Annotated in this window: 18 protein-coding genes and 1 riboswitch; of the genes, 16 read left to right on the top strand and 2 right to left on the bottom strand. The window is 67.8% G+C overall.

Features of this window, described 5'->3' with window-relative positions; genetic code table 11:
* Positions 1 to 89: 89 nt before the first annotated feature.
* The 14 genes from cobT (at position 90) to ACUN9Y_RS10440 (ending at position 14416) form a co-directional block, all read left to right on the top strand.
* Positions 90 to 1205 carry a nicotinate-nucleotide--dimethylbenzimidazole phosphoribosyltransferase gene (gene cobT / locus ACUN9Y_RS10505; RefSeq protein WP_445460688.1) on the top strand — a complete coding sequence of 372 codons (1116 nt, stop codon included), beginning with the start codon at positions 90 to 92 and terminating at the stop codon, positions 1203 to 1205.
* Positions 1206 to 1207: 2 nt separating this feature from the next.
* Positions 1208 to 2032: an adenosylcobinamide amidohydrolase gene (locus ACUN9Y_RS10500; protein ID WP_445460651.1), complete on the top strand. Its 825-nt coding sequence runs from the start codon at positions 1208 to 1210 to the stop codon at positions 2030 to 2032.
* Entirely contained in the window at positions 2029 to 3048 is a 1020-nt protein-coding gene (gene cbiB / locus ACUN9Y_RS10495; RefSeq protein ID WP_445460650.1) for an adenosylcobinamide-phosphate synthase CbiB, read from the top strand. Before ACUN9Y_RS10500 ends, cbiB begins: the two co-directional genes overlap by 4 nt.
* Positions 3045 to 4415, top strand: a complete 1371-nt coding sequence (locus ACUN9Y_RS10490) for a pyridoxal phosphate-dependent aminotransferase (RefSeq protein ID WP_445460649.1) — start codon at positions 3045 to 3047, stop codon at positions 4413 to 4415. The genes cbiB and ACUN9Y_RS10490 overlap by 4 nt, the downstream gene beginning before the upstream one ends.
* On the top strand, positions 4412 to 5083 hold the full coding sequence (locus tag ACUN9Y_RS10485) for a bifunctional adenosylcobinamide kinase/adenosylcobinamide-phosphate guanylyltransferase (RefSeq protein WP_445460648.1): 672 nt from the start codon (positions 4412 to 4414) through the stop codon (positions 5081 to 5083). The genes ACUN9Y_RS10490 and ACUN9Y_RS10485 overlap by 4 nt, the downstream gene beginning before the upstream one ends.
* Positions 5084 to 5105: 22 nt before the next feature.
* The gene (locus ACUN9Y_RS10480) at positions 5106 to 5903 is read left to right on the top strand and encodes an adenosylcobinamide-GDP ribazoletransferase (RefSeq protein ID WP_445460647.1); all 798 of its coding nucleotides are present in this window, start codon (positions 5106 to 5108) and stop codon (positions 5901 to 5903) included.
* A complete protein-coding gene (locus tag ACUN9Y_RS10475) occupies positions 5855 to 6508 on the top strand; it encodes a histidine phosphatase family protein (protein WP_445460646.1) in 654 nt (217 codons plus the stop codon). The genes ACUN9Y_RS10480 and ACUN9Y_RS10475 overlap by 49 nt, the downstream gene beginning before the upstream one ends.
* Entirely contained in the window at positions 6460 to 7128 is a 669-nt protein-coding gene (locus ACUN9Y_RS10470; protein WP_445460645.1) for a bifunctional adenosylcobinamide kinase/adenosylcobinamide-phosphate guanylyltransferase, read from the top strand. Before ACUN9Y_RS10475 ends, ACUN9Y_RS10470 begins: the two co-directional genes overlap by 49 nt.
* A gap of 55 nt (positions 7129 to 7183) precedes the next feature.
* A riboswitch (cobalamin riboswitch) is annotated at positions 7184 to 7441 on the top strand.
* Positions 7442 to 7557: 116 nt separating this feature from the next.
* Positions 7558 to 9447, top strand: a complete 1890-nt coding sequence (locus tag ACUN9Y_RS10465) for a TonB-dependent receptor domain-containing protein (RefSeq protein WP_445460644.1) — start codon at positions 7558 to 7560, stop codon at positions 9445 to 9447.
* Positions 9447 to 10424: a cobalamin-binding protein gene (locus tag ACUN9Y_RS10460; RefSeq protein WP_445460643.1), complete on the top strand. Its 978-nt coding sequence runs from the start codon at positions 9447 to 9449 to the stop codon at positions 10422 to 10424. The genes ACUN9Y_RS10465 and ACUN9Y_RS10460 overlap by 1 nt, the downstream gene beginning before the upstream one ends.
* Positions 10421 to 11425, top strand: a complete 1005-nt coding sequence (locus ACUN9Y_RS10455; protein ID WP_445460642.1) for a FecCD family ABC transporter permease — start codon at positions 10421 to 10423, stop codon at positions 11423 to 11425. The genes ACUN9Y_RS10460 and ACUN9Y_RS10455 overlap by 4 nt, the downstream gene beginning before the upstream one ends.
* Positions 11422 to 12231: an ABC transporter ATP-binding protein gene (locus ACUN9Y_RS10450; RefSeq protein WP_445460641.1), complete on the top strand. Its 810-nt coding sequence runs from the start codon at positions 11422 to 11424 to the stop codon at positions 12229 to 12231. The genes ACUN9Y_RS10455 and ACUN9Y_RS10450 overlap by 4 nt, the downstream gene beginning before the upstream one ends.
* A gap of 87 nt (positions 12232 to 12318) precedes the next feature.
* The gene (cobO, locus tag ACUN9Y_RS10445) at positions 12319 to 12930 is read left to right on the top strand and encodes a cob(I)yrinic acid a,c-diamide adenosyltransferase (RefSeq protein WP_445460640.1); all 612 of its coding nucleotides are present in this window, start codon (positions 12319 to 12321) and stop codon (positions 12928 to 12930) included.
* Between the two features lies 1 nt (position 12931).
* Positions 12932 to 14416 (top strand): cobyric acid synthase, encoded by a 1485-nt coding sequence (locus tag ACUN9Y_RS10440; RefSeq protein WP_445460639.1) that lies wholly within the window; start codon positions 12932 to 12934, stop codon positions 14414 to 14416.
* Between the two features lie 48 nt (positions 14417 to 14464).
* On the opposite strand, the gene ACUN9Y_RS10435 is transcribed toward ACUN9Y_RS10440, so the two are convergent.
* Positions 14465 to 15202: a glycerophosphodiester phosphodiesterase family protein gene (locus ACUN9Y_RS10435; RefSeq protein WP_445460638.1), complete on the bottom strand. Its 738-nt coding sequence runs from the start codon at positions 15200 to 15202 to the stop codon at positions 14465 to 14467.
* A 377-nt stretch (positions 15203 to 15579) separates the two neighbouring features.
* Between ACUN9Y_RS10435 and ACUN9Y_RS10430 the strand changes: the two genes are divergently transcribed.
* Entirely contained in the window at positions 15580 to 16215 is a 636-nt protein-coding gene (locus tag ACUN9Y_RS10430) for a hypothetical protein (protein WP_445460637.1), read from the top strand.
* Between the two features lie 276 nt (positions 16216 to 16491).
* Here ACUN9Y_RS10430 and azu read toward each other — a convergent pair whose 3' ends face one another.
* On the bottom strand, positions 16492 to 17016 hold the full coding sequence (gene azu / locus ACUN9Y_RS10425) for an azurin (protein WP_445460636.1): 525 nt from the start codon (positions 17014 to 17016) through the stop codon (positions 16492 to 16494).
* A gap of 295 nt (positions 17017 to 17311) precedes the next feature.
* Here azu and ACUN9Y_RS10420 point away from each other — a divergent pair, with 295 nt between their 5' ends.
* Positions 17312 to 18289: an NADPH:quinone reductase gene (locus ACUN9Y_RS10420; protein WP_445460635.1), complete on the top strand. Its 978-nt coding sequence runs from the start codon at positions 17312 to 17314 to the stop codon at positions 18287 to 18289.
* Positions 18290 to 18359 lie beyond the last annotated feature (70 nt).

Raw genomic sequence — 18359 nt, 5'->3', positions numbered from 1 at the left:
GCGGCGCCGGAATCTGCTACGCTCTGCGTCATTTCATTGCCGGCCAAGTGCTGGCGCCGTCGCATAAGGAACTCTCGCTCGTGAAAGACCTGACCGCCGTCCTCGCGCAACTTTCCTTTCTCGACGCCGATGCCAGACACAAGGCGCGTGCCCACCTCGACGTCCTGACAAAGCCGCCGGGGAGCCTGGGGCGGCTGGAAACCCTGGTGCTGGATCTTGCCGGCATGACGGCGACGTCCTTTCCGCGAGTCGATCCGCCGGCCGTGATCGTGTTCGCCGCCGATCATGGCGTCGCAGCGGAAGGGGTCTCGGCCTTTCCCCAGGAGGTGACCGCCCAGATGGTCGCCAACTTCTCTGCGGGCGGGGCGGCCATCAACGTGTTTGCACGCAGCATCGATGCGCATCTGGAGGTGGTGGACGTCGGCGTGCTGACGGCCTGTGAGTCGCTGCCGGGGGTTGTGGTCGATCGCGTGCGCGCCGGGACGGGCAATATTGCCCGTGAGGATGCGATGACCCTCGCCGAGGCGGAAGACTGCCTGATGGTTGGCGTGCGAGCGGTCGAGCGAGCCGTCAACCAGGGCTGCCAAAGCCTGATCCTCGGCGAGATGGGGATCGCCAACACCTCAGCCAGCAGCGCCTTGCTCGCGGTGCTGGCCGAGCTTCCCGTCAATGATGTCGTGGGTCGTGGCACCGGCCTCGATGACCGCCGCCTGGCCCACAAGCGCGAGGTCATCAAGGCCGCCGTCACTCGCTGTCAGAATGATCACAATGGCAGTGGCGCGGATCCCCTGGAGACCCTGGCCAGCGTCGGTGGTCTTGAAATCGGCGCCATCGCTGGTGCCTGCCTCGGGGCCGCGGCGCTGCGGCGACCGGTGCTGGTGGATGGCTTTATCGCCACCGTCGCGGCGCTGTTGGCCTGCCGCCTGGATCTGCGCGTCAGGGAGTATCTGGTCTTCGGGCATCGCTCCGAGGAAAGCGGCCACCGACTCGCCCTGGAAGTGCTGGGGGCGCATCCGCTGCTGGACCTGGGGCTGCGCCTCGGCGAGGGCAGTGGCGCGGCCTTGGCCTATCCCCTGGTCGCGTCGGCCTGCGCCATGCTCTCTGACATGGCAACCTTCGACAGCGCGGGGGTCGAGGCCGGCGTAGCGGGTGTCGCTCGCGATGGCGCAGCGCCGGAGGGCGATGGTGTCGGGGGCGGCGAGTGACGGTGACATTGCCGAGCGCCCCTGAGCTGACCGGGGCCGCTGCGATGACACCGGCTCGGTTGCTGCCACCTCAGACTCTGCATCGGCAGCAGGCGGTTATTCTGGCCCTGGGCCCGGAAACCGATATCGTTGTAGCGGCCAGTACCGCTCGTATCCGGCTGAGCGTCTCGCGGCCACTGCGAGTGGTCTCCAGTGCCCTGGTCGGTGGCGGGCTCGGTTGGGCAACCGACTTCGTCAATGTCTACGTCGATCGGCACTACGATTGCCGCGCTCCCCAGGACGATCTCTCCGCACGGCTGCACGCTTGGGGCCTGGCGCCGGCGGCGAGCATTGCCATGATGACCGCCGTGCCCCTGAGTCGACTGGCGGTGGCCGAAGCGAGTCTTGGCGCGGGGCGTGACGCCGCGCCGGATGATTGCGCTGGCACCGCCAAGGGTGTCGCGACCGAGCCACGGGTGCTGGTGGCGGCCACCGCCGGCGTCGGCAATGCCGTGGACATCACGTCAACGCCACGCGGTGATCCGCGCCTGGTGGCGGGTACGATCAACACGGTCGTATTCATCGACGCTCACCTGACCGATGGCGCCCTGATCAACGCCTGTCAGTCGGCCACGGAAGCCAAGGTCCGGGCACTGGCGCAGCACCAGGTGTACGATACCGTGAGTGGTACCCTGGCCACGGGCACGTCTACTGACTGTCTCGCCATTGGTGCCACCCAACGCGGCGAACCGACCCCTTATGCAGGGTCCGGGACGCGTCTGGGACGGGCGATTGGCAGCGCCGTCTTCCTGGCCATTAGTGCGTCGCTGCAGTCGGGGGGCGCATGACCTTCGCGCCGCTGAGTCCCGAACTGTTCGCCCTGGTGCTGGCGGCGCTGGCGGTCGACTTGATGCTGGGCGATCCCGTCTGGTGCCCCCATCCGGTGGTGCTCATGGGCCGGGTCATCGCGAGGCTGGAGACGGCCTGGAACCACGGCGATGATCGATCCAGGCGTCGGCGCGGCCGGTGGCTGGCGGGTGTCGTGGTGCTCGGTACCTGGGCCATCACCGCCGCCGTCATTGCGCTGGCGGGGTGGGTGTCCGCGTGGCTGTCCGGGGCCATCGAGCTGATCCTGCTGAGTCTGAGCCTAGCCACTCGGGGGCTGGTGCAAGCCGCGTACGCGGTACTCGCGCCGCTATCCGCCGGTGACCTGGCGCAGGCCCGGCGAGCGGTGGGGCGCATCGTCGGACGCGATACGCGCTCGCTGGATGACGCCGGGGTGACCCGGGCCTGTGTCGAGAGCGTCGCCGAGAACACCGTCGATGGCATCACCGCCCCCTTGTTCTGGGCCTTGATCGGCGGGGCGCCCCTGGCCCTGGCCTACAAGGCGATCAATACGCTGGATTCGATGGTCGGCTATCGCAACCCGCGCTACCTGGACTTCGGCCGTGCCTCGGCGCGCCTCGACGATGCGGCCAACTGGCTGCCTGCCCGGTTGACGGCGTTTGCCATGTGGGCCCTGGCGGCCCTTGTTCCGGGGGATCATCGCGACGGCGCCTGGCGCAAAACCTGGCGCCGGGCCTGGCGCGAAACCCGGCGCCAGGCGCCGCGCCATCCGAGTCCCAACAGCGGTTGGCCCGAGGCCATGGTGGCCTGGTTGATCGGCGTCGAGCTCGGCGGCATCAATCGCTATGGGGCCGTGGTGTCCGAGCGCGCGCGGCTCGGTGAGGCCCGCGAGCCGCTGACGGCGGTACATATCCAGCGCGCCATCGCCTGCCTGCACGCCGGCTGGCTTGGCGTGATGAGTCTGATGGCCGCCTTGGTGGCCGTCTTAGCGTTGTGGCCCACCGGAGGCGCCGGATGACCGAGCCGTATTCACCGCCCGGGGCCGCATCGGCGGCTGATATCGATAGTGAGGCCGCGAGACACTCTCCGGCCCAGGCCCAGGCCACTGCCTCGACGTCGAACTCGGACCCACATCAGTACGCCTCGCCCTGGCCCCTTCACGGCGGCCAGGGTGAGGCGCTGCTTCGATGCCTTGGCGTTGATCCGTCGTCCGCTGCCGGCCCGTTTGTGGATCTGAGTGCGAGCCTCAATCCTCTCGGCCCGCCGACCTGGTTCGGTGACTGGCTCGCCGGCGCCGGGGGCCATCTGTGGCGCTACCCGGACCCGCGTCAGCCCCTGGCCCGAGCGGCACTGGCGGCCCATCACGGCGTGGCGCAGCAGCAGCTCTGGCTGACCAATGGCGGGGCCGAGGCCATTCACCTGGTGGCCCAGTGCCACCGCGGCGGACGCGCCTTGATCGTCGAGCCGACCTTCGGGGAATACGCCAGGGCCTGTGCCTTGAACGACATCAGCGTGTCTCGGATCATGCTGCAAGGCGACGATTTTCGCCTCGATGTCGACGCCCTGTGCCAGGCCATGACCGGCGTCGATCTGGTCTTTCTCTGTCGCCCCAACAATCCCACCGGGACCCTGGCCAGGCGTGACGATGTCGCCACGCTGTTGCGCCATGCCCGGCGCGTCGGCGCCTTGCTGGTGGTCGATGAAGCCTTCGCCGAGTTTTCCGATGAGGATGAGGGTGAAGATGAGGGTGAAGATGAGAGCGCCTTCGCCGAGTGTTCCGATGACGCCGCCGGTGACGGACGTTGCGCCGCGCAAGGGCCGCTCTGTCAATGGCTCGCACCGGGCGCTGACACCTCGGTGGATGTTCCCCTGGTACTGCTGCGCTCGCTGACCAAGTTCTATACCTTGCCAGGGCTGCGCCTTGGCTATGTGATGGCCAGTGCGGCGAGAATTCGGGCGCTGGCCGAGCGCCAGGTGGCCTGGAGCCTCAATGGCCTCGCCGAGGCCGTGGTGCCGGAGCTGCTGGCCGATGGCGACTTTGCCGAGGCCAGCCGCGGCTGGCTGGCGGACGAGCGCGATCGGCTGTGCCAGGCGCTGCGGGCGCTTGGCCTGGTGGTACCCGAGAGCCGGGCCAACTTCGTCTTGCTGCGCCTGCCCGGCGCGGCCACGCCGCAGCGCGGTGAGGTGCTGCTGCGCGGGCTCGCACGCCACGCCATCCTGGGACGCCACACCCATACCTTTCGGGGACTCGACGGCGCCTGGGTGCGCCTGGCGCTATCGACCGCCGAGGTCAACGATCGGGTGGTCGAGGCGCTGGCCGACATCATCGCCGCAGAGACCGTCGCGGGCGGGAGCCAAACGCCGTGTTCAGGCGGCTCGGCATGATCGCCTTCGTCAGTGGTGGCGCACGCTCGGGCAAGAGCGCGGTCGCCGAGGCCCTGGCCGTTTCGGCCTGGCGACGGCACCCCGGCAAGCGCCTGTGGTACCTGGCCACGGCCGCGGCCCGAGACGCGGAAATGCGCGAGCGGATAGCGCGGCACCGCGCCGAACGCGCCGCCGCCGACCGGGCGCCGTGGCAGACGCTGGAGGCGCCGGTGGATCTGTCGATCGCCTGGCGCCGGGTCGCGGCGCACGACACGGTGCTGCTCGATTGCCTGACCCTGTGGGCCAGCCAGGTGATGTTCGCCGATGGCCCAGGTGATGGCTCAGGTGATGGCCCAGGTGATGGCCCTGGCGACGGCTCAGCTTATGCCCCGGAAACCGTGGCCGCGCGGATGCTCGACGAGCTGATGGTCGATGCCCAGCGGCGGCGGATCACCCTGGTGGTGGTGTCCAACGATCTCAACGAGGACCTGCCCCCCACAGAGCCGCTGGTGTGGCACTATCTGGTCTTCCTGCAGCGTCTTCACCGCCGGCTGGCCCAGGTCTCGGATCGGGTGGTCGAGGTCGTGGCCGGCAATGCCATCGAGTGGACGCCAGGCAGGGCCAGCACTCACTCACCCGATGCGCCACCGGACGCTACCCGGGTCGGGTGTCAATCACCGACCTCATGAGTCGACGATATGAGCCGACGATATGAAGCGTAACGTTGCCGCGCTGCGCCAGGCCCTGGAAGGGCTTGGGCTTGCCATTCAGTTTCTCACCCGGGTGCCGCTACCGGTGGCCTGCGACTGGAACCCTGCCACCCGGCGCTGGGCGGCGCGGGCCTATCCCGTGGTCGGCGCGCTGATCGGCGTGGCGCTGCTGCTCGTTGCACTGCTCGGGGCGAGTCTGCCGACCCCGGTGCTGGCGCTGTTGCTGGTGAGTCTGTGGGTGGCGTTGTCCGGCGGCCTGCACCTGGACGGGCTGATGGACCTGGCCGATGCCCTCGGGGCGAACGTCTCGCTCGAGCGGCGCTGGGCGATCATGAAGGACCCCCAGGTCGGCAGCTTCGCGATTCTTGCGCTGATCTTTCATCTGGCGTGGAAGGTGGCCCTGGTCTGGGCACTGCTGGAGATCACCGTCGTGCACGAACAACGGCTCGGACTCTGGTGGTGGGTGGCGATTCCCGCCTTGGCACGCCTCGGTGCGGTGGCGCTGCTGGTGTCGATCCCGGCCGCCCGTGTAGAGGGCCTGGCCCATGCCTGGCAGCAAGGGCTAGGGCCGCGTGACCTGGCATGGGCGGCGCTACTCCCGATGGGGCTATGCCTCGTTGCCCCACTCGGCGTTGCCGGACTGGGGCTTGCGCTGGGGGCATTCACGATCATCTTCGGCCTGGGCATGGCCCGGGCCTTTCGCGGCATCAACGGCGATATGCTGGGTGCCGCCATCGAAGGAGGAGAGCTATGGCTGTTGCTGTGTCTGTCGAGCTGGTGGTGGTTCGCCACGGCCTGACCCAATGGAATCTGGAAAAGCGCTATCAGGGCCAGCGCGACATCGACCTGCTGCTGCCCGATGCCCTGGCAGACATGGACCGCCTGCGGGAGGATCTCGACGGTGAGAGCTTCGATGCGGTGGTGTGCAGCGACCTGAGGCGCTGTCGCCAGACCCTGGCCCATATCGCCGAGGGACGCGGCTGGCCGACGCCGCGCCTGGACGAGCGCCTGCGGGAGAACGACTTCGGCGAGTTCGAGGGACGCACCTGGGAAGAGCTCGAGGGCGATCGGGTCTATCGCGACTGGATCGACAGCGGCGGAGAGCTGGCGCCCCCGGGAGGTGAGTCGGCCCAGGATCTGCGGGATCGCCTGGCGCTGGCCCTCGAACAGGTCCTTCAAGCAGCACAGGCCGCGGGCAGCGACGAGTCGCCTGTCTACCGCGTCCTGGTGGTGACCCATGGCGGCGTCATCCGTGAGCTGCGCCGCGTGCATGAAGGCGTGCCGTTCTGGGATGGCGTGGTCGGGCAGGCGTCGGGGGTTCGCTGGGGCTTTACGCAGCAGGATGGAGAATGGCGATGCAGCTCTTCCTCGGTGGTGCCTGCGCCGGTAAGCGCGAGCGCGTAGACGAGCGCTTTCCTGGGGCGACCTGGTCGTCGGCGCAAGCGGCCATGGCACTTCTTGAACGCGGCGACGCTCCCGCCACCGCGGCGGGCGTGACAGAGAGCCCGGCGTCCGCGGTCGGCGGACCGCCGCAGGCGGTCTGGGTGATTCATGGCTGGCTTGCCTGGCTCGAGGCGCAGCTTGATGGCGGCTCGGCGTCTGGTGACGATACGGGCCTGGACGATGCCGATCGAGACAATGGTGCGGCCCCGGCCCCGGCCCCGGCGACGGACAGGAGTCGGCTGCTGGACGAGACGCGTCGGCGTTGGCGCACGGCGCTGGCGTCGCTGGCGACGCTGCCAATGTCCGGGAAAGCGGCGCTGCCAATGGCCGGGAAAGCGGGGCTGTCAATGTCCGGAAAAGCGGGGCTGGGTGAGCCAGGCCGGGGGGGCGAGGCGGGCGCTATTGGCGAGATCGTGCTGATTATCCCCGAGGTCGGCCGGGGCATCGTCCCCATGGACGCTCGGGAGCGCCAGCTGCGTGATCTTGCGGGCTGGCTCGCCCAGGATGCGTCTGCGGCCTGCACCGCCGTCTGGTACGTGCGCCACGGCCTGGTCATGGCGCTGAAGGCGCCGCCGGGCTGAGCGTGCCCCGTCGAATTGGGGGAGGCAGGCGTTGACTGGCTGGGCCGGCATTGCTAGCTTACGCGCACTCTCAGGTGCCTCGAACGTGCACAGACGCGTCGAGGTGAAACGGGAAGTCGGTGGATGTGGTCATCGCATTCAGCAAGCCGACGCTGCCCCCGCAACGGTGATCGAGTCAAGCATCTCCCAGAAACGCCACTGTGTTCGGGCTTATGGCCCCTGGTCGGTAGCCGCCAGACATGGGAAGGCCGAGATGCCGAGCGTATCGCGCTCGCTCGTCAGCCCGGAGACCGGCCTGAAGAGCCATGCCAGGGGCGGTGGGCCTCCCGGAGCAAGGTGCGCGAAAGCGTCGCCTGGTGCTGCGCGTCTCCCTCCTGGCCTTCAAGGGTTCATGCCGTGCGGGTGCGCACGGTACCAAGGGTCATTGCCATGTTTCGCTCCTCTCTTGCGACCGGGAACAGCTCCCGTACCGCGCCATTCGGCTCACGCCTGTCGTCGTCTCGCCTCGCCGCCGCGCCCTGGCTACTGCTGGCCGGCGTCAGCGCCGGTGCCCAGGCTCAGGATTCCGACGCGACGGAGTCCGCCGATCTCGACCTCGACCCCGTCGTGGTATCCGCCACCCTGACCCCGCGCACGGCCAGTCAGTCGCTGGCCTCCGTCAGCGTGATCGATGAGGCGGCCCTGCGGCGCCGCGATCCGGTGAGCATTGCCGATGCGCTGCGCGGTCAGCCCGGCGTCGATATCTCCAGCAACGGGGGCTTTGGCAAGAACACCAGCGTCTATCTGCGCGGCACCGGCAGCCAGTCCACGGTGATGATGATCGATGGCATTCGCCTTCGCTCTGCCACCAACGGCGGTCCCGCCTGGCAGTACCTGGAGCCGCGCATGTTCGATCGCATCGAGGTCGTGCGCGGACCGCGCGGCACGCTGTATGGCGCCGATGCCGTGGGCGGCGTGGTGCAGCTGTTCACCCGGGAGGGCGAGGAGTCTGGCGCTCACCCCAGCATCGTCCTCGGCGGTGGCTCCTTCAACACCCAGCGGGCCTCGGCCAACGTGTCGGGGACCGATGGCGGGACCTCTTACCAGTTCAGTGCCAGCCGCCTCGATAGCGACGGCACCGAACTGCGCGAGGGCGGTGACGACAAGGGCTACGACAACACCACGGCACTGGTGCGTCTCTCGCACCGCTTCGATGGGGGGGAGAAGATCGGCCTGATTGGTCTGCGCGGCCGCGGCAACAGCGCCTATGAGGGCGGCAATTCGGATTACGTTCAGCAGGTGGCCGGCGTCTACGCTGAGCTGCCGGTGACCGAGGCCTGGTCGTCGCGCCTGACCCTGAGCGAAGCCCGCGATGAGCTCGACGACTTCGCCAGTTCCGGCTTTGCCACGGTCTTCGATACCGAGACACGCACGGCGCGCTGGGATAACACGCTGCTGCTGGGCCGTCACGAACTGGTGGCCGGCGCCGAGTATCAGGAAGACGAGATCACCAGCACCACCGCCTATGACGAAACCAGCCGCGACAACGTGGCGGTGTTTGCCCAGGCGCTGATGGACTTCGACCCGGTATCGCTGCAGGCCGGGCTGCGTCACGATGACAACGAGGCCTTCGGTGAAGAAGTCACGGGCCACCTGGCACTCGGCTACGAGCTGGGCACCCACCACACCTTGAGGACGAGCTACGGCACGGCATTTCGCGCCCCGACCTTCAATGAGCTGTACTTCCCCGGGTTTGGCAATGACGCCTTGGAGCCCGAGGAGTCCGAGACCGTCGAAGTCGGGGTTCGCGGCCAGTTCGATCGTGCCTTCTGGGATCTGGCCATCTATCAGACGGACATCGACGACATGATCGCCAATACCCTGCGCGGCAATCGCTTCGCGCCCTTCAACGTCAACCGTGCTCGCATCCGTGGCATCGAGCTGTCGACGGGCTACGAGATCGACCAGTGGACCCTGGCGGCCGCCGCCACTTACACCGACCCGGAAGATCGCGATAGCGGCAACCAGCTGGTGCGCCGTGCCAGTCAGAGCCTGCGTCTGGATGCCGATCGCGAGATCGGCGACTGGAACCTTGGTGCCTCCTTCGTCGCCCAGAATCACCGCTACAACGACGCCGACAATGACGAGCGCCTGGCAGGCTACGGCACCCTGGATCTGCGAGCCGGCTGGGAATTCGCGCCGGCCTGGAAGGCCAACCTGACGCTGGAAAACGTCTTCGATCGCGAATACGCCACGTCTCGCGCCTCGGCGTTTCAGGGCGGTTGGGACTATGAGAACCCGGGCCGCGCGGCCTACCTGAGCGTCGGGCTGGGCCTCTGATGGCGGGCCATCGGCGGGCACCGGGCGCGCTGGCGCGGGGATTTCTCGCCCTGGTGGGCCGAGTCGTGGTGCCGATGGCCTTGCTGTCGGTGGCGGGCGCCGCCGCCGCGCAGACGGGCGCCGGTGGTGAATCCGCCGCGCCGCGTTGTGTGATCGACGATGCCGGGCAAGAGCTGTGTCTTGGGGCACCGGCTCGTCGCATCGTAGCGCTGGCCCCGAGTGTCACCGAGCTGTTGTTCGCCGCCGGCGCCGGGCCACACGTCGTCGGCGCGGTCAGCTTCAGCGACTACCCGAAGGCCGCCGAAAGCTTGCCCCGGGTCGGCAGCTACGACCGCCTCGATCTCGAGGCGCTGCTGGCCCTGGCGCCGGATCTGGTCGTGGCCTGGGGCGGTGGCAATCCCCGCGAGCAGGTCGAACGCCTGGCGGGACTCGGTGTGCCGGTGTATTTCGCCGATGCCGATGATTTCGCCACCATCGCCGCGAGCCTCGAGCGCTTTGGGCGTCTTGCCGGCAGCGAGGATGTGGCGCGGCAAGCGGCGGCGTCGCTGCGCCGCGACGTCGCCGAGCTCAGCCGTCGTTACCGCGACGCCGAGCCGGTGACGGTGTTCTATCAGGTCTGGGAGCAGCCGCTGATGACCGTCAACGGCGAGCACTGGATCAGCCGCTCGCTCGCGCTGTGTGGCGGCGTCAATCTGTTCGCCGGGCAGGCGCCCCTGGTGCCGCGAATTTCCCGCGAGGCGGTGCTCGCCGCCGACCCCGAGGCCATCATCACCGGCGGCATGGGCAAGGCCGACTCCACCTGGTTAGAGGCCTGGCGCGATTTCCCCGACATGATCGCGGTGAGTCGCGACAACCTGTTCTTCATCAACCCTGACCTGGTGCAGCGAGCGACGCCGCGCCTGGTCGAAGGGACCCGTACCCTGTGTCGCCATCTGCAACGTGCACGGGACCGGCGCTCGCCTGAGGAGCCGCGATGAGCGGCGTCGGCGCGATGGCCCGTCGCGGCCATCGGCTGCGTCTGGCGCCGCTTGGCTGGCTGGCGGCGGCGGCGCTGGCCTCGCTGGTTCTGGCGGTGGCCGTCGGCAGCGTGACGCTGTCCCCGGGCGAGCTCTGGGCGGTGCTTGGCGGCGACGGCAGTGCGCTGCATCAGACGCTACTTTTCGACCTGCGCCTGCCGCGCGCCCTGGCGGCGTTCGGCACCGGGGCGCTGCTGGCGCTGGCCGGGGCCTTGATGCAGGTATTGCTGCGTAACCCCCTGGCCGATCCGTATGTGCTGGGGCTGTCCGGCGGCGCCTCGGTGGCCGCGCTGGCGGCCATGCTGGCGGGCCTTGGCGCCGCGCTGGTGTCGGCGTCGGCCTTCGTTGGCGCCCTGACCTCGACCCTGATCGTCTTCGGGCTGGCCCACGGCAGCGGCAGCTGGACGCCGATGCGACTGCTGCTGACCGGGGTGGTCATGGCCTCGGGCTGGGGAGCGTTGATCACCTTTCTGCTGGCGGTGAGCCCGGTCGAGCAACTCCCCGGCATGCTCTACTGGCTGATGGGCGATATGGCCTATGCCGCGAGCCCCTGGCCGGTGCTGATCGTCGCCGTGCTCGGCGCCCTGGTGCTGGTGCCGCTCGGGCGGACGCTGAACGTGCTCGCCCGCGGGGGACTCCAGGCCGCGGCCCTGGGCGTCGCCGTGCGTCCTCTGGAGTGGGGGCTGTACCTGGCGGCGAGTCTTGCCACGGCGATCGCCGTGACCACCGCGGGCAGCGTTGGCTTCGTCGGCCTGATGGTGCCGCATATGCTGCGCCTCAGGCTCGGCGCCGATCAGCGCATGATCCTGCCGGCCTCGCTGCTGGCGGGGGGAACGCTGTTGACCCTGGCCGACACCCTGGCGCGCACGATCATCGCCCCCCAGCAGCTGCCGGTGGGCGTGATTACCGCGCTGATCGGTGTGCCGACCTTTCTCTATCTGCTGTGTCGGAGCCGCCCATGAGTGCCGCCAGCGATAACAGCGACGTCGTGCCCCAACGGCTACCGCTGTCGACCCGGGAGCTGGTCATCGAGGTGCCGGGCAGGGCCGATGGACGCGCACTCGATCTCACCATTGCGCCGGGCAGCCGTTGGGGCGTTCTCGGTCCCAACGGCGCCGGCAAGACCACGCTGCTGCATACCTTGGCCGGATTGCGCCAGCCGCGGCGAGGCGCGGTATGCGTCGATGGTCAGGACCTGCGAAGGCTCTCGCGGCGCCGGATCGCCCAGAGACTCGGGGTGGTGTTCCAGGAGCGCCACGACGACTTTCCTGCCACGGTACTGGAAACCGCGCTGATCGGTCGTCATCCCTTTCTGCGCTCTTGGCAGAACGAGTCCGCCGATGATGTTGCCCTCGCCGAGCAGGCACTCGAACGCCTGGATATCGCCCACCTGGCCCGGCGTCAGATTCACACGCTCTCCGGTGGTGAGCGCCAACGGGTCAGTATCGCCACGGTACTGACCCAGTCGCCGGGGCTGTGGCTGGTCGACGAGCCGACCAATCATCTGGATCTGCACCACCAGGTGGCGGTGATGGCCCTGCTCGATGAGCAAGCCTCCAAGGGGCAGGCGGTGGTGATGTGCCTGCATGACCTGAACCTGGCGGCGCGCTGGTGCGATCACCTGCTGCTGCTCTATCCGGACGGCGAAGCCTGCTGGGGCCCGCGGGATGCGATGCTCGTCACCTCGGCCCTGGAGCGGCTCTACGATCAGCCGCTGGCCACCGCCTGGATCGATGGGGCCGCGGTGTTCGTGCCGCGCAGCCCCTGATCCTGTCTCATCGCCGCCAGGCATCGGGGCGCCCTGTGGCCGCGATGGCGGTGGCGTTTACGCTGTCATCTTTTGCTGGAGGTCACGATGTCTCGTTCCCGTGTAGATCCCGAGCGCCATGCCACGCGCATGGCCGCCAAGCAGCGCATCATGCAGGAGCGTATCGCCCGCGCCGACAAGGAGCAGGGCGTGCTGCTGGTATTGACCGGCCCCGGCAAGGGCAAGAGCTCGTCCGGCTTCGGCATGCTCGCCCGGGCGCTCGGCCACGGCATGAAGGTGGGCGTGGTGCAGTTCATCAAGGGCGCCTTCGCGACCGGGGAGGAGGCCTTCTTCCGGGCCCAGCCGGGCGTTGACTTCCACGTCATGGGCGAGGGCTATACCTGGGACACCCAGGATCGCGAACGCGATGTCAGGGCCGCCGAGGCTGCCTGGGAGAAGGCCGCGGTGATGCTCAAGGACGAGCGCCTCGACCTTGTGCTGTTCGATGAGCTCAATATCGCCCTGCGCCACGGCTATCTCGACCTCGACCGTGTCCTCGATGACCTCCAGGCCCGGCCCGGCATGCAACATGTGGTGGTCACCGGGCGCCATGCGCCCGAGGCGCTGATCGAACTGGCCGATACCGTTACCGAGATGAAGGTGGTCAAGCACGCCTTCAAGGATCAGGGCATCAAGGCCCAGAAAGGCGTGGAGCTGTGACATGGCGACGCTGATGATCCAGGGCACCACCTCGGATGCGGGCAAGACCACGGTCGTCGCCGGTCTGTGTCGCGCGCTCAGGCGCCGCGGTGTCTCGGTGGCCCCGTTCAAGCCGCAGAACATGGCGCTGAACAGCGCCGTCACGGTCGATGGCGGCGAGATAGGGCGCTCGACGGCGCTGCAGGCCCAGGCAGCGGGGGTCGATGCTCACAGCGACATGAATCCGGTGCTGCTCAAGCCCGAAAGCGACCAGGGTGCCCAGGTGATCCTCGCCGGTCGGGTCCATGGATCGATGCACGCCCTCGACTATCACGCCTACAAGCGCACCGCCCGTGAGACGGTGATGGCCTGCCACGAACGCCTGTCGGCGCGCTTTGACGTGATCATCGCCGAGGGCGCCGGCAGCCCGGCGGAGGTCAACCTGCGCCAGGGCGATATCGCCAACATGGGCTTTGCCGAGGCGGTGGACTGCCCGGTGGTGCTGGTCGGGGACATCGATCGTGGCGGCGTCTTCGCCCAGCTGTGCGGGACTCTCGCGCTGGTCTCCGAGAGCGAACGGCGCCGGACCCGCGGGGTCATCGTCAACCGCTTTCGCGGCGATATTGGCCTGCTCGAGCCTGGGCTCGACTGGTTCACGGCGCGGGAAAAGCGTCCGGTGTACGGCGTGCTGCCCTATCTTCAGGGGCTGATGCTCGATGCCGAGGACAGCCTTTCGCTGGCGCAGCATGGCGAAGGCGACGATGGGTCTCGGCTCAAGGTGGTGGTGCCGGCACTGCCACGAATCAGCAACCACACCGACATTGACCCGCTGCGTCTGCACCCCCGGGTCTCGCTCAGCGTGGTCGGCCCGGACCGGCCCATGCCCCAGGCCGATGTCATTGTGCTGCCCGGCAGCAAGAGCACCCTGGCCGATCTCGCCTGGCTGCGTGCCCAGGGCTGGGAGGAGCGCATTTTGCGCCACCTGCGCTATGGCGGCAGGGTACTCGGCATCTGCGGCGGTTTTCAGATGTTGGGGGATTGGATCGATGACCCCGAGGGGCGTGAAGGCCCGGTGGGCGGCGGACCTGGACTCGGGCTGCTGCGTCTGACAACGCGCATGGCCCGGGACAAGGCGCTCACGCGTCGCGAAGGGGCCCTGACGCCCGGACTCGCTGGCACCCGCCAGCCAGCGACGGTCGCGGTGCGCGGCTACGAGATTCACCATGGCGTCAGCACCGGCGCGGCGCTTACGCGGCCCTTGATGCGCCTGGATGGCCGCGATGAGGGCGCGATCAGCGCCGACGGCCAGGTACTCGGCACCTATCTGCATGGGGTATTCGACGCGCCCGGGGCGTGTTCTGCGCTGCTCCGTGCCTTGGGACTCACCGAGGCAGACGAGCGGCGCATCGATCTGGATGCCCACCGCGAGCGTCAGCTCGAGCGCCTGGCCGACGCCATGGAAGCCCATCTGGATATCCCGGCCATCCTCAGGCTGGTGGGGAAGTAACGCCAACATCGGGCCGGGAGCCGAGGGGGCGAGGCGCGCTATCGTGGGTTAGCCAAACCGCGGCGGATCGTCCGAGATCACGCACTCGACGCCCCAGTCCCAGCACGGGCCGAAGGCGATCGGGTCGTTGGCGGTATAGCAGACCAGCGGCACACCGGCCTGCTGAACGTCCCGGGCGCGCTTCTCTTTCAGGCGCTTCCAGTCGCAGTGCAGGCTGAAGGCCTGCACCGCCGCCATCTGGGAGCGCCAATTCTTGGGCACGGCGTCCGTCAGCACGCCAAGCGCCAGGCGGCTCGGGTCGGCGAGCGAGCGGGCGTGGGTGAGGGCCGCGGGACTGAACGACGACACCAGTCGCCGCTCGAAGGGCAGGGCTTCCAGTAGCCGCGGGATCACCGACTCCGCCAGCGCCTCGGGATCGCGGCCACGGGTGATCTTGAGCTCCAGATTCAGGCCGAGGCCCAGCGTATCGATCAGGGTCAGCATGTCATCGAGGGTCGCGATGCGCTCGCCGCGAAAGCCCGCCGAGAACCAGGCGCCGACGTCGAAGGCCTTGGCTTGCTCCAGACGCAGCTTGGCGAGTTTTCCGCGGCCATCGGAGCAGCGGCGCATGCCGGCGTCGTGCCAGATCACCGGGGTGCCATCACCGAGCAGCTGCACGTCCAGCTCGACCCAGGTGCTGCCGGCCTCGTGGGCGGCACGCACCGCGCTCAGGGTATTCTCAGGCGCGTGGGCCGAGAGGCCGCGGTGGGCCATGACGCGCGGCAAGGTAAGCCGGGGCTGGGACATGATGTCTCCCTGTGGGCTGTGCCAGGGTCTTGCGGCGAGTGGCATCGACGCGGCCGCAGGCCGTCTGGTCCTGGACGGTTGGCGCCACCATGGCTTGGATGGTTGGTGCCACCATGGCTTGGATGGTTGGCGAGAATGTCTGCGTTGCCCATCATCGGTCAGTCCGTGGCCGCGCACCAGCCCCAGGGCCGGACAAGGCTAGGCGCAGTCTGCGACACCGAGATGACGAGACGATGGCAGCAAGACGAGAGCCTGGACCGTGAATATGCTAGGCTCGCCTCGATTTGTGGCAGGCTCCGAATGAAATGAGACGGGCGCCGTTCTACCAAGGCCCGGAGGCCAGCGGCCTCCGACGTCAGGCAATGAAGAGGTCATCGATGAAGGTCGTTAAAATCAATCAGCCCGAGCAGCGCGAAGCCTGCCTGGCACGGCTGTGTGCCGAAACCTACGGCCACCAGGCCGGTATCGCACCGCTGGTGATGTTTGCCGGCGTGCTGGGGGTTTTGTTCAAGCAGGAAGCCGCGCGTATTCTGGCCCTGGTCGACGATCAGTCGCGCCCGGTCGCGCTGGTGCTGCTGGTCAGCGATGAGGCAGGCAAGAGCATGAACGTCGCCCAGTTGGTGTCGCTCGACCCGGATGCCGAGGTCGCTGGCGACGCGGCCAACGACGAAAAGCGCGCCGAGGCGGCGCTGGATAAGCCCAAGCGCCTCAATCCCGCGCTCAAGCTCGTCGCGGAACTCGCCCAGCGTGCTCCGCTGCGTGTCGATGCCGTCAGCGATACCCAGAAGGCACGTTTCACCGCCGCCGGGATTCAGCGCTGGATCAAGGGGCCGGGAGACTTGCAGATCGGCCTCGGCCCTAAGCACCCCGCGACCAGCCTCAAGGACCTGCCGCGTACCCTGGCGATCGATGAGCCCTCGGTGGTGGCGAACTTCAAGCAGGACAAGGCGCTGTTCGACGACTACAAGCGACGCTTCGTCGCCGGTCTGGAGCGTTTTCCCCAGACCCTCTGAGGCTAAGCGTCTCGCCGCTTTATACCGCAGCACAGCACAGCGCCCCCGCCGGTCAGCCCGGTGGGGGCGCTGTGCTGTGATCGAGAGGGTCGGCGCGGTGAAGGCGCGGAGGTTGTTGACCCGCGCCGGGACATCGTGGCGGGGGTGTGACCTCCACCGCACCGTCGGTGCAGGCAGGGTGCCTGGCTCGGTGTTACGTTCGGGGCTTTCTCCGTCTCGGCTTTAGTCTCGGTCTCGGTCCCAGTTTCCGTTTCGGTCTCGGTCTCGGTTTCAGCCTCAGGAGCCGGTGACCGTGAAGCTGCCCTTCATCATCGAGTAGTGCCCGGGGAAGGAGCAGAAGAACGTCAGGTCGCGGCCTTCCAGAGCGTCGGTGGAGAACTCAATGGTGGTGCTCTCACCACCGCCGATGACGTCGGTGGCGGCCAGGATACGCTCGTCGTCCGGGGGCAGGTACTGGTTGTCGAGACCCGCCTGCATGCCGGCCTTGGCGATCTCCTCGTAGTCGTCGGTGCCCGCCAGTACCCAGTTGTGCCCCATCACCGTCTTGTCCATGGTGCCGGCGTGTTCCAGGGTCAGGCTGACCGTCTCGCAGCTTGCCGGCACGGAGAGCTCGCTCTTGTCGAACTGCATCTGATCATTGCTCGAGATGGTCATCGAGCAGGCGTCATCGCCGCCGTCACTGGCCGAGGCGACCGATGTCATCAGCAGTGTCGCGGCGACCGCGGTGGTGACGACGGTTGTCGCGAGGGCGACGCTGCTCATGGACCAGTTGCGCGGAGACATCGGATTGCTCAGGGTCATGGGTGACTCCTTGTTCTTGGTAAATGTTCTGGGTGAATGGCTCTTGGTGAATCGCTCTTGGTGAATCGCTCTTGGTGAATGGTTCTGGATGATGCGTTGGGTCAGGATTCCTGGGGAGGCGTCAGGGCGAGCCTTTCGATTGTCGTCACTAAATCCAGTAAACTGTATACATATTTTCAATGTAGTTGTGGTCAGTTGCTGTTGTCAACTGCCTTGGGCGCCTTTTGCCTTGACCCCATCGAGCGAGGGCGGTTGACTGGACGCCACTCCCATTAGCAGCGTAAGGATTTGCCTCATGGCCCAGCGCATTCAGTTTGCCCGCACCGGCGGCTCCGAGGTCCTGGAACTCGTCGACGTCCCCGCCACCGATCCTGGGCCCGGCGAGGTTCGTATTGCCAATCAGGCCGTCGGCTTGAACTTCATCGATATTTATTTCCGCACCGGGCTGTATCCGGCGCCGTCATTGCCCGCTGGGCTCGGCACCGAGGGCGCCGGGGTCGTCGACGCGGTGGGCGATGGCGTGACGCACCTGGAGGTCGGCGACCGTGTTGCCTACGCCCAGGGGCCGCTTGGCGCCTACGCCGAGATGCACACGCTCCCCGCGGACAAGGTCGTGGTGCTGCCCGAGGGGATCTCCTGTGAGACGGCGGCAGGCGCCATGTTGAAGGGGCTGACGGTGCAGTATCTGCTGCGTCAGACCTACCCGCTGCAAGGCGACGAGACGATCCTGTTTCACGCCGCGGCCGGCGGCGTCGGTTCGATTGCCTGCCAGTGGGCGAAGGCGCTGGGCGTCAAGGTGATCGGCACGGTGAGCTCCGAGGAGAAGGCCGAATTGGCCAAGCGCAATGGCGCCTGGGCGACCATCGACTACACCCGGGAAGACGTGGTCGAGCGGGTCCGCGAGCTGACCGGCGGTGAGATGGTCGATGTGGTCTATGACTCGGTGGGCAAGGATACCTGGGAGACGTCGCTGGACTGCTTGAAAAAGCGCGGCCTGATGGTCAGTTTCGGCAACGCCTCGGGCCCCGTCGAGGGCGTCAATATCGGCATTCTCAATCAGAAGGGTGCGCTCTACGTTACCCGGCCGAGCCTCAATGGCTATGCCGATACTCAGGAGCGTCTGGAGGACATGGCCGGCGAGCTGTTCGACATGATCCAGAGTGGCAAGATCGAGATCGCGATCAGCCAGCGTTACCCCTTGAGCGAGGCAGGCAAGGCTCAGGACGCGGTGGCATCGCGCAAGACCACCGGGTCGACCATCCTGCTGCCGTGAGCCCGGCAAGGGTCGCCGACAAGGCGTGGGGCGAGGGTCACGCGCCTCGATGCCACCTGCGCTGATGCGG

The sequence above is a fragment of the Halomonas sp. V046 genome (assembly GCF_052645355.1).
Note: the sequence above shows the minus strand (reverse complement) of the source record. Positions and strands in the feature narration are given on the sequence as shown.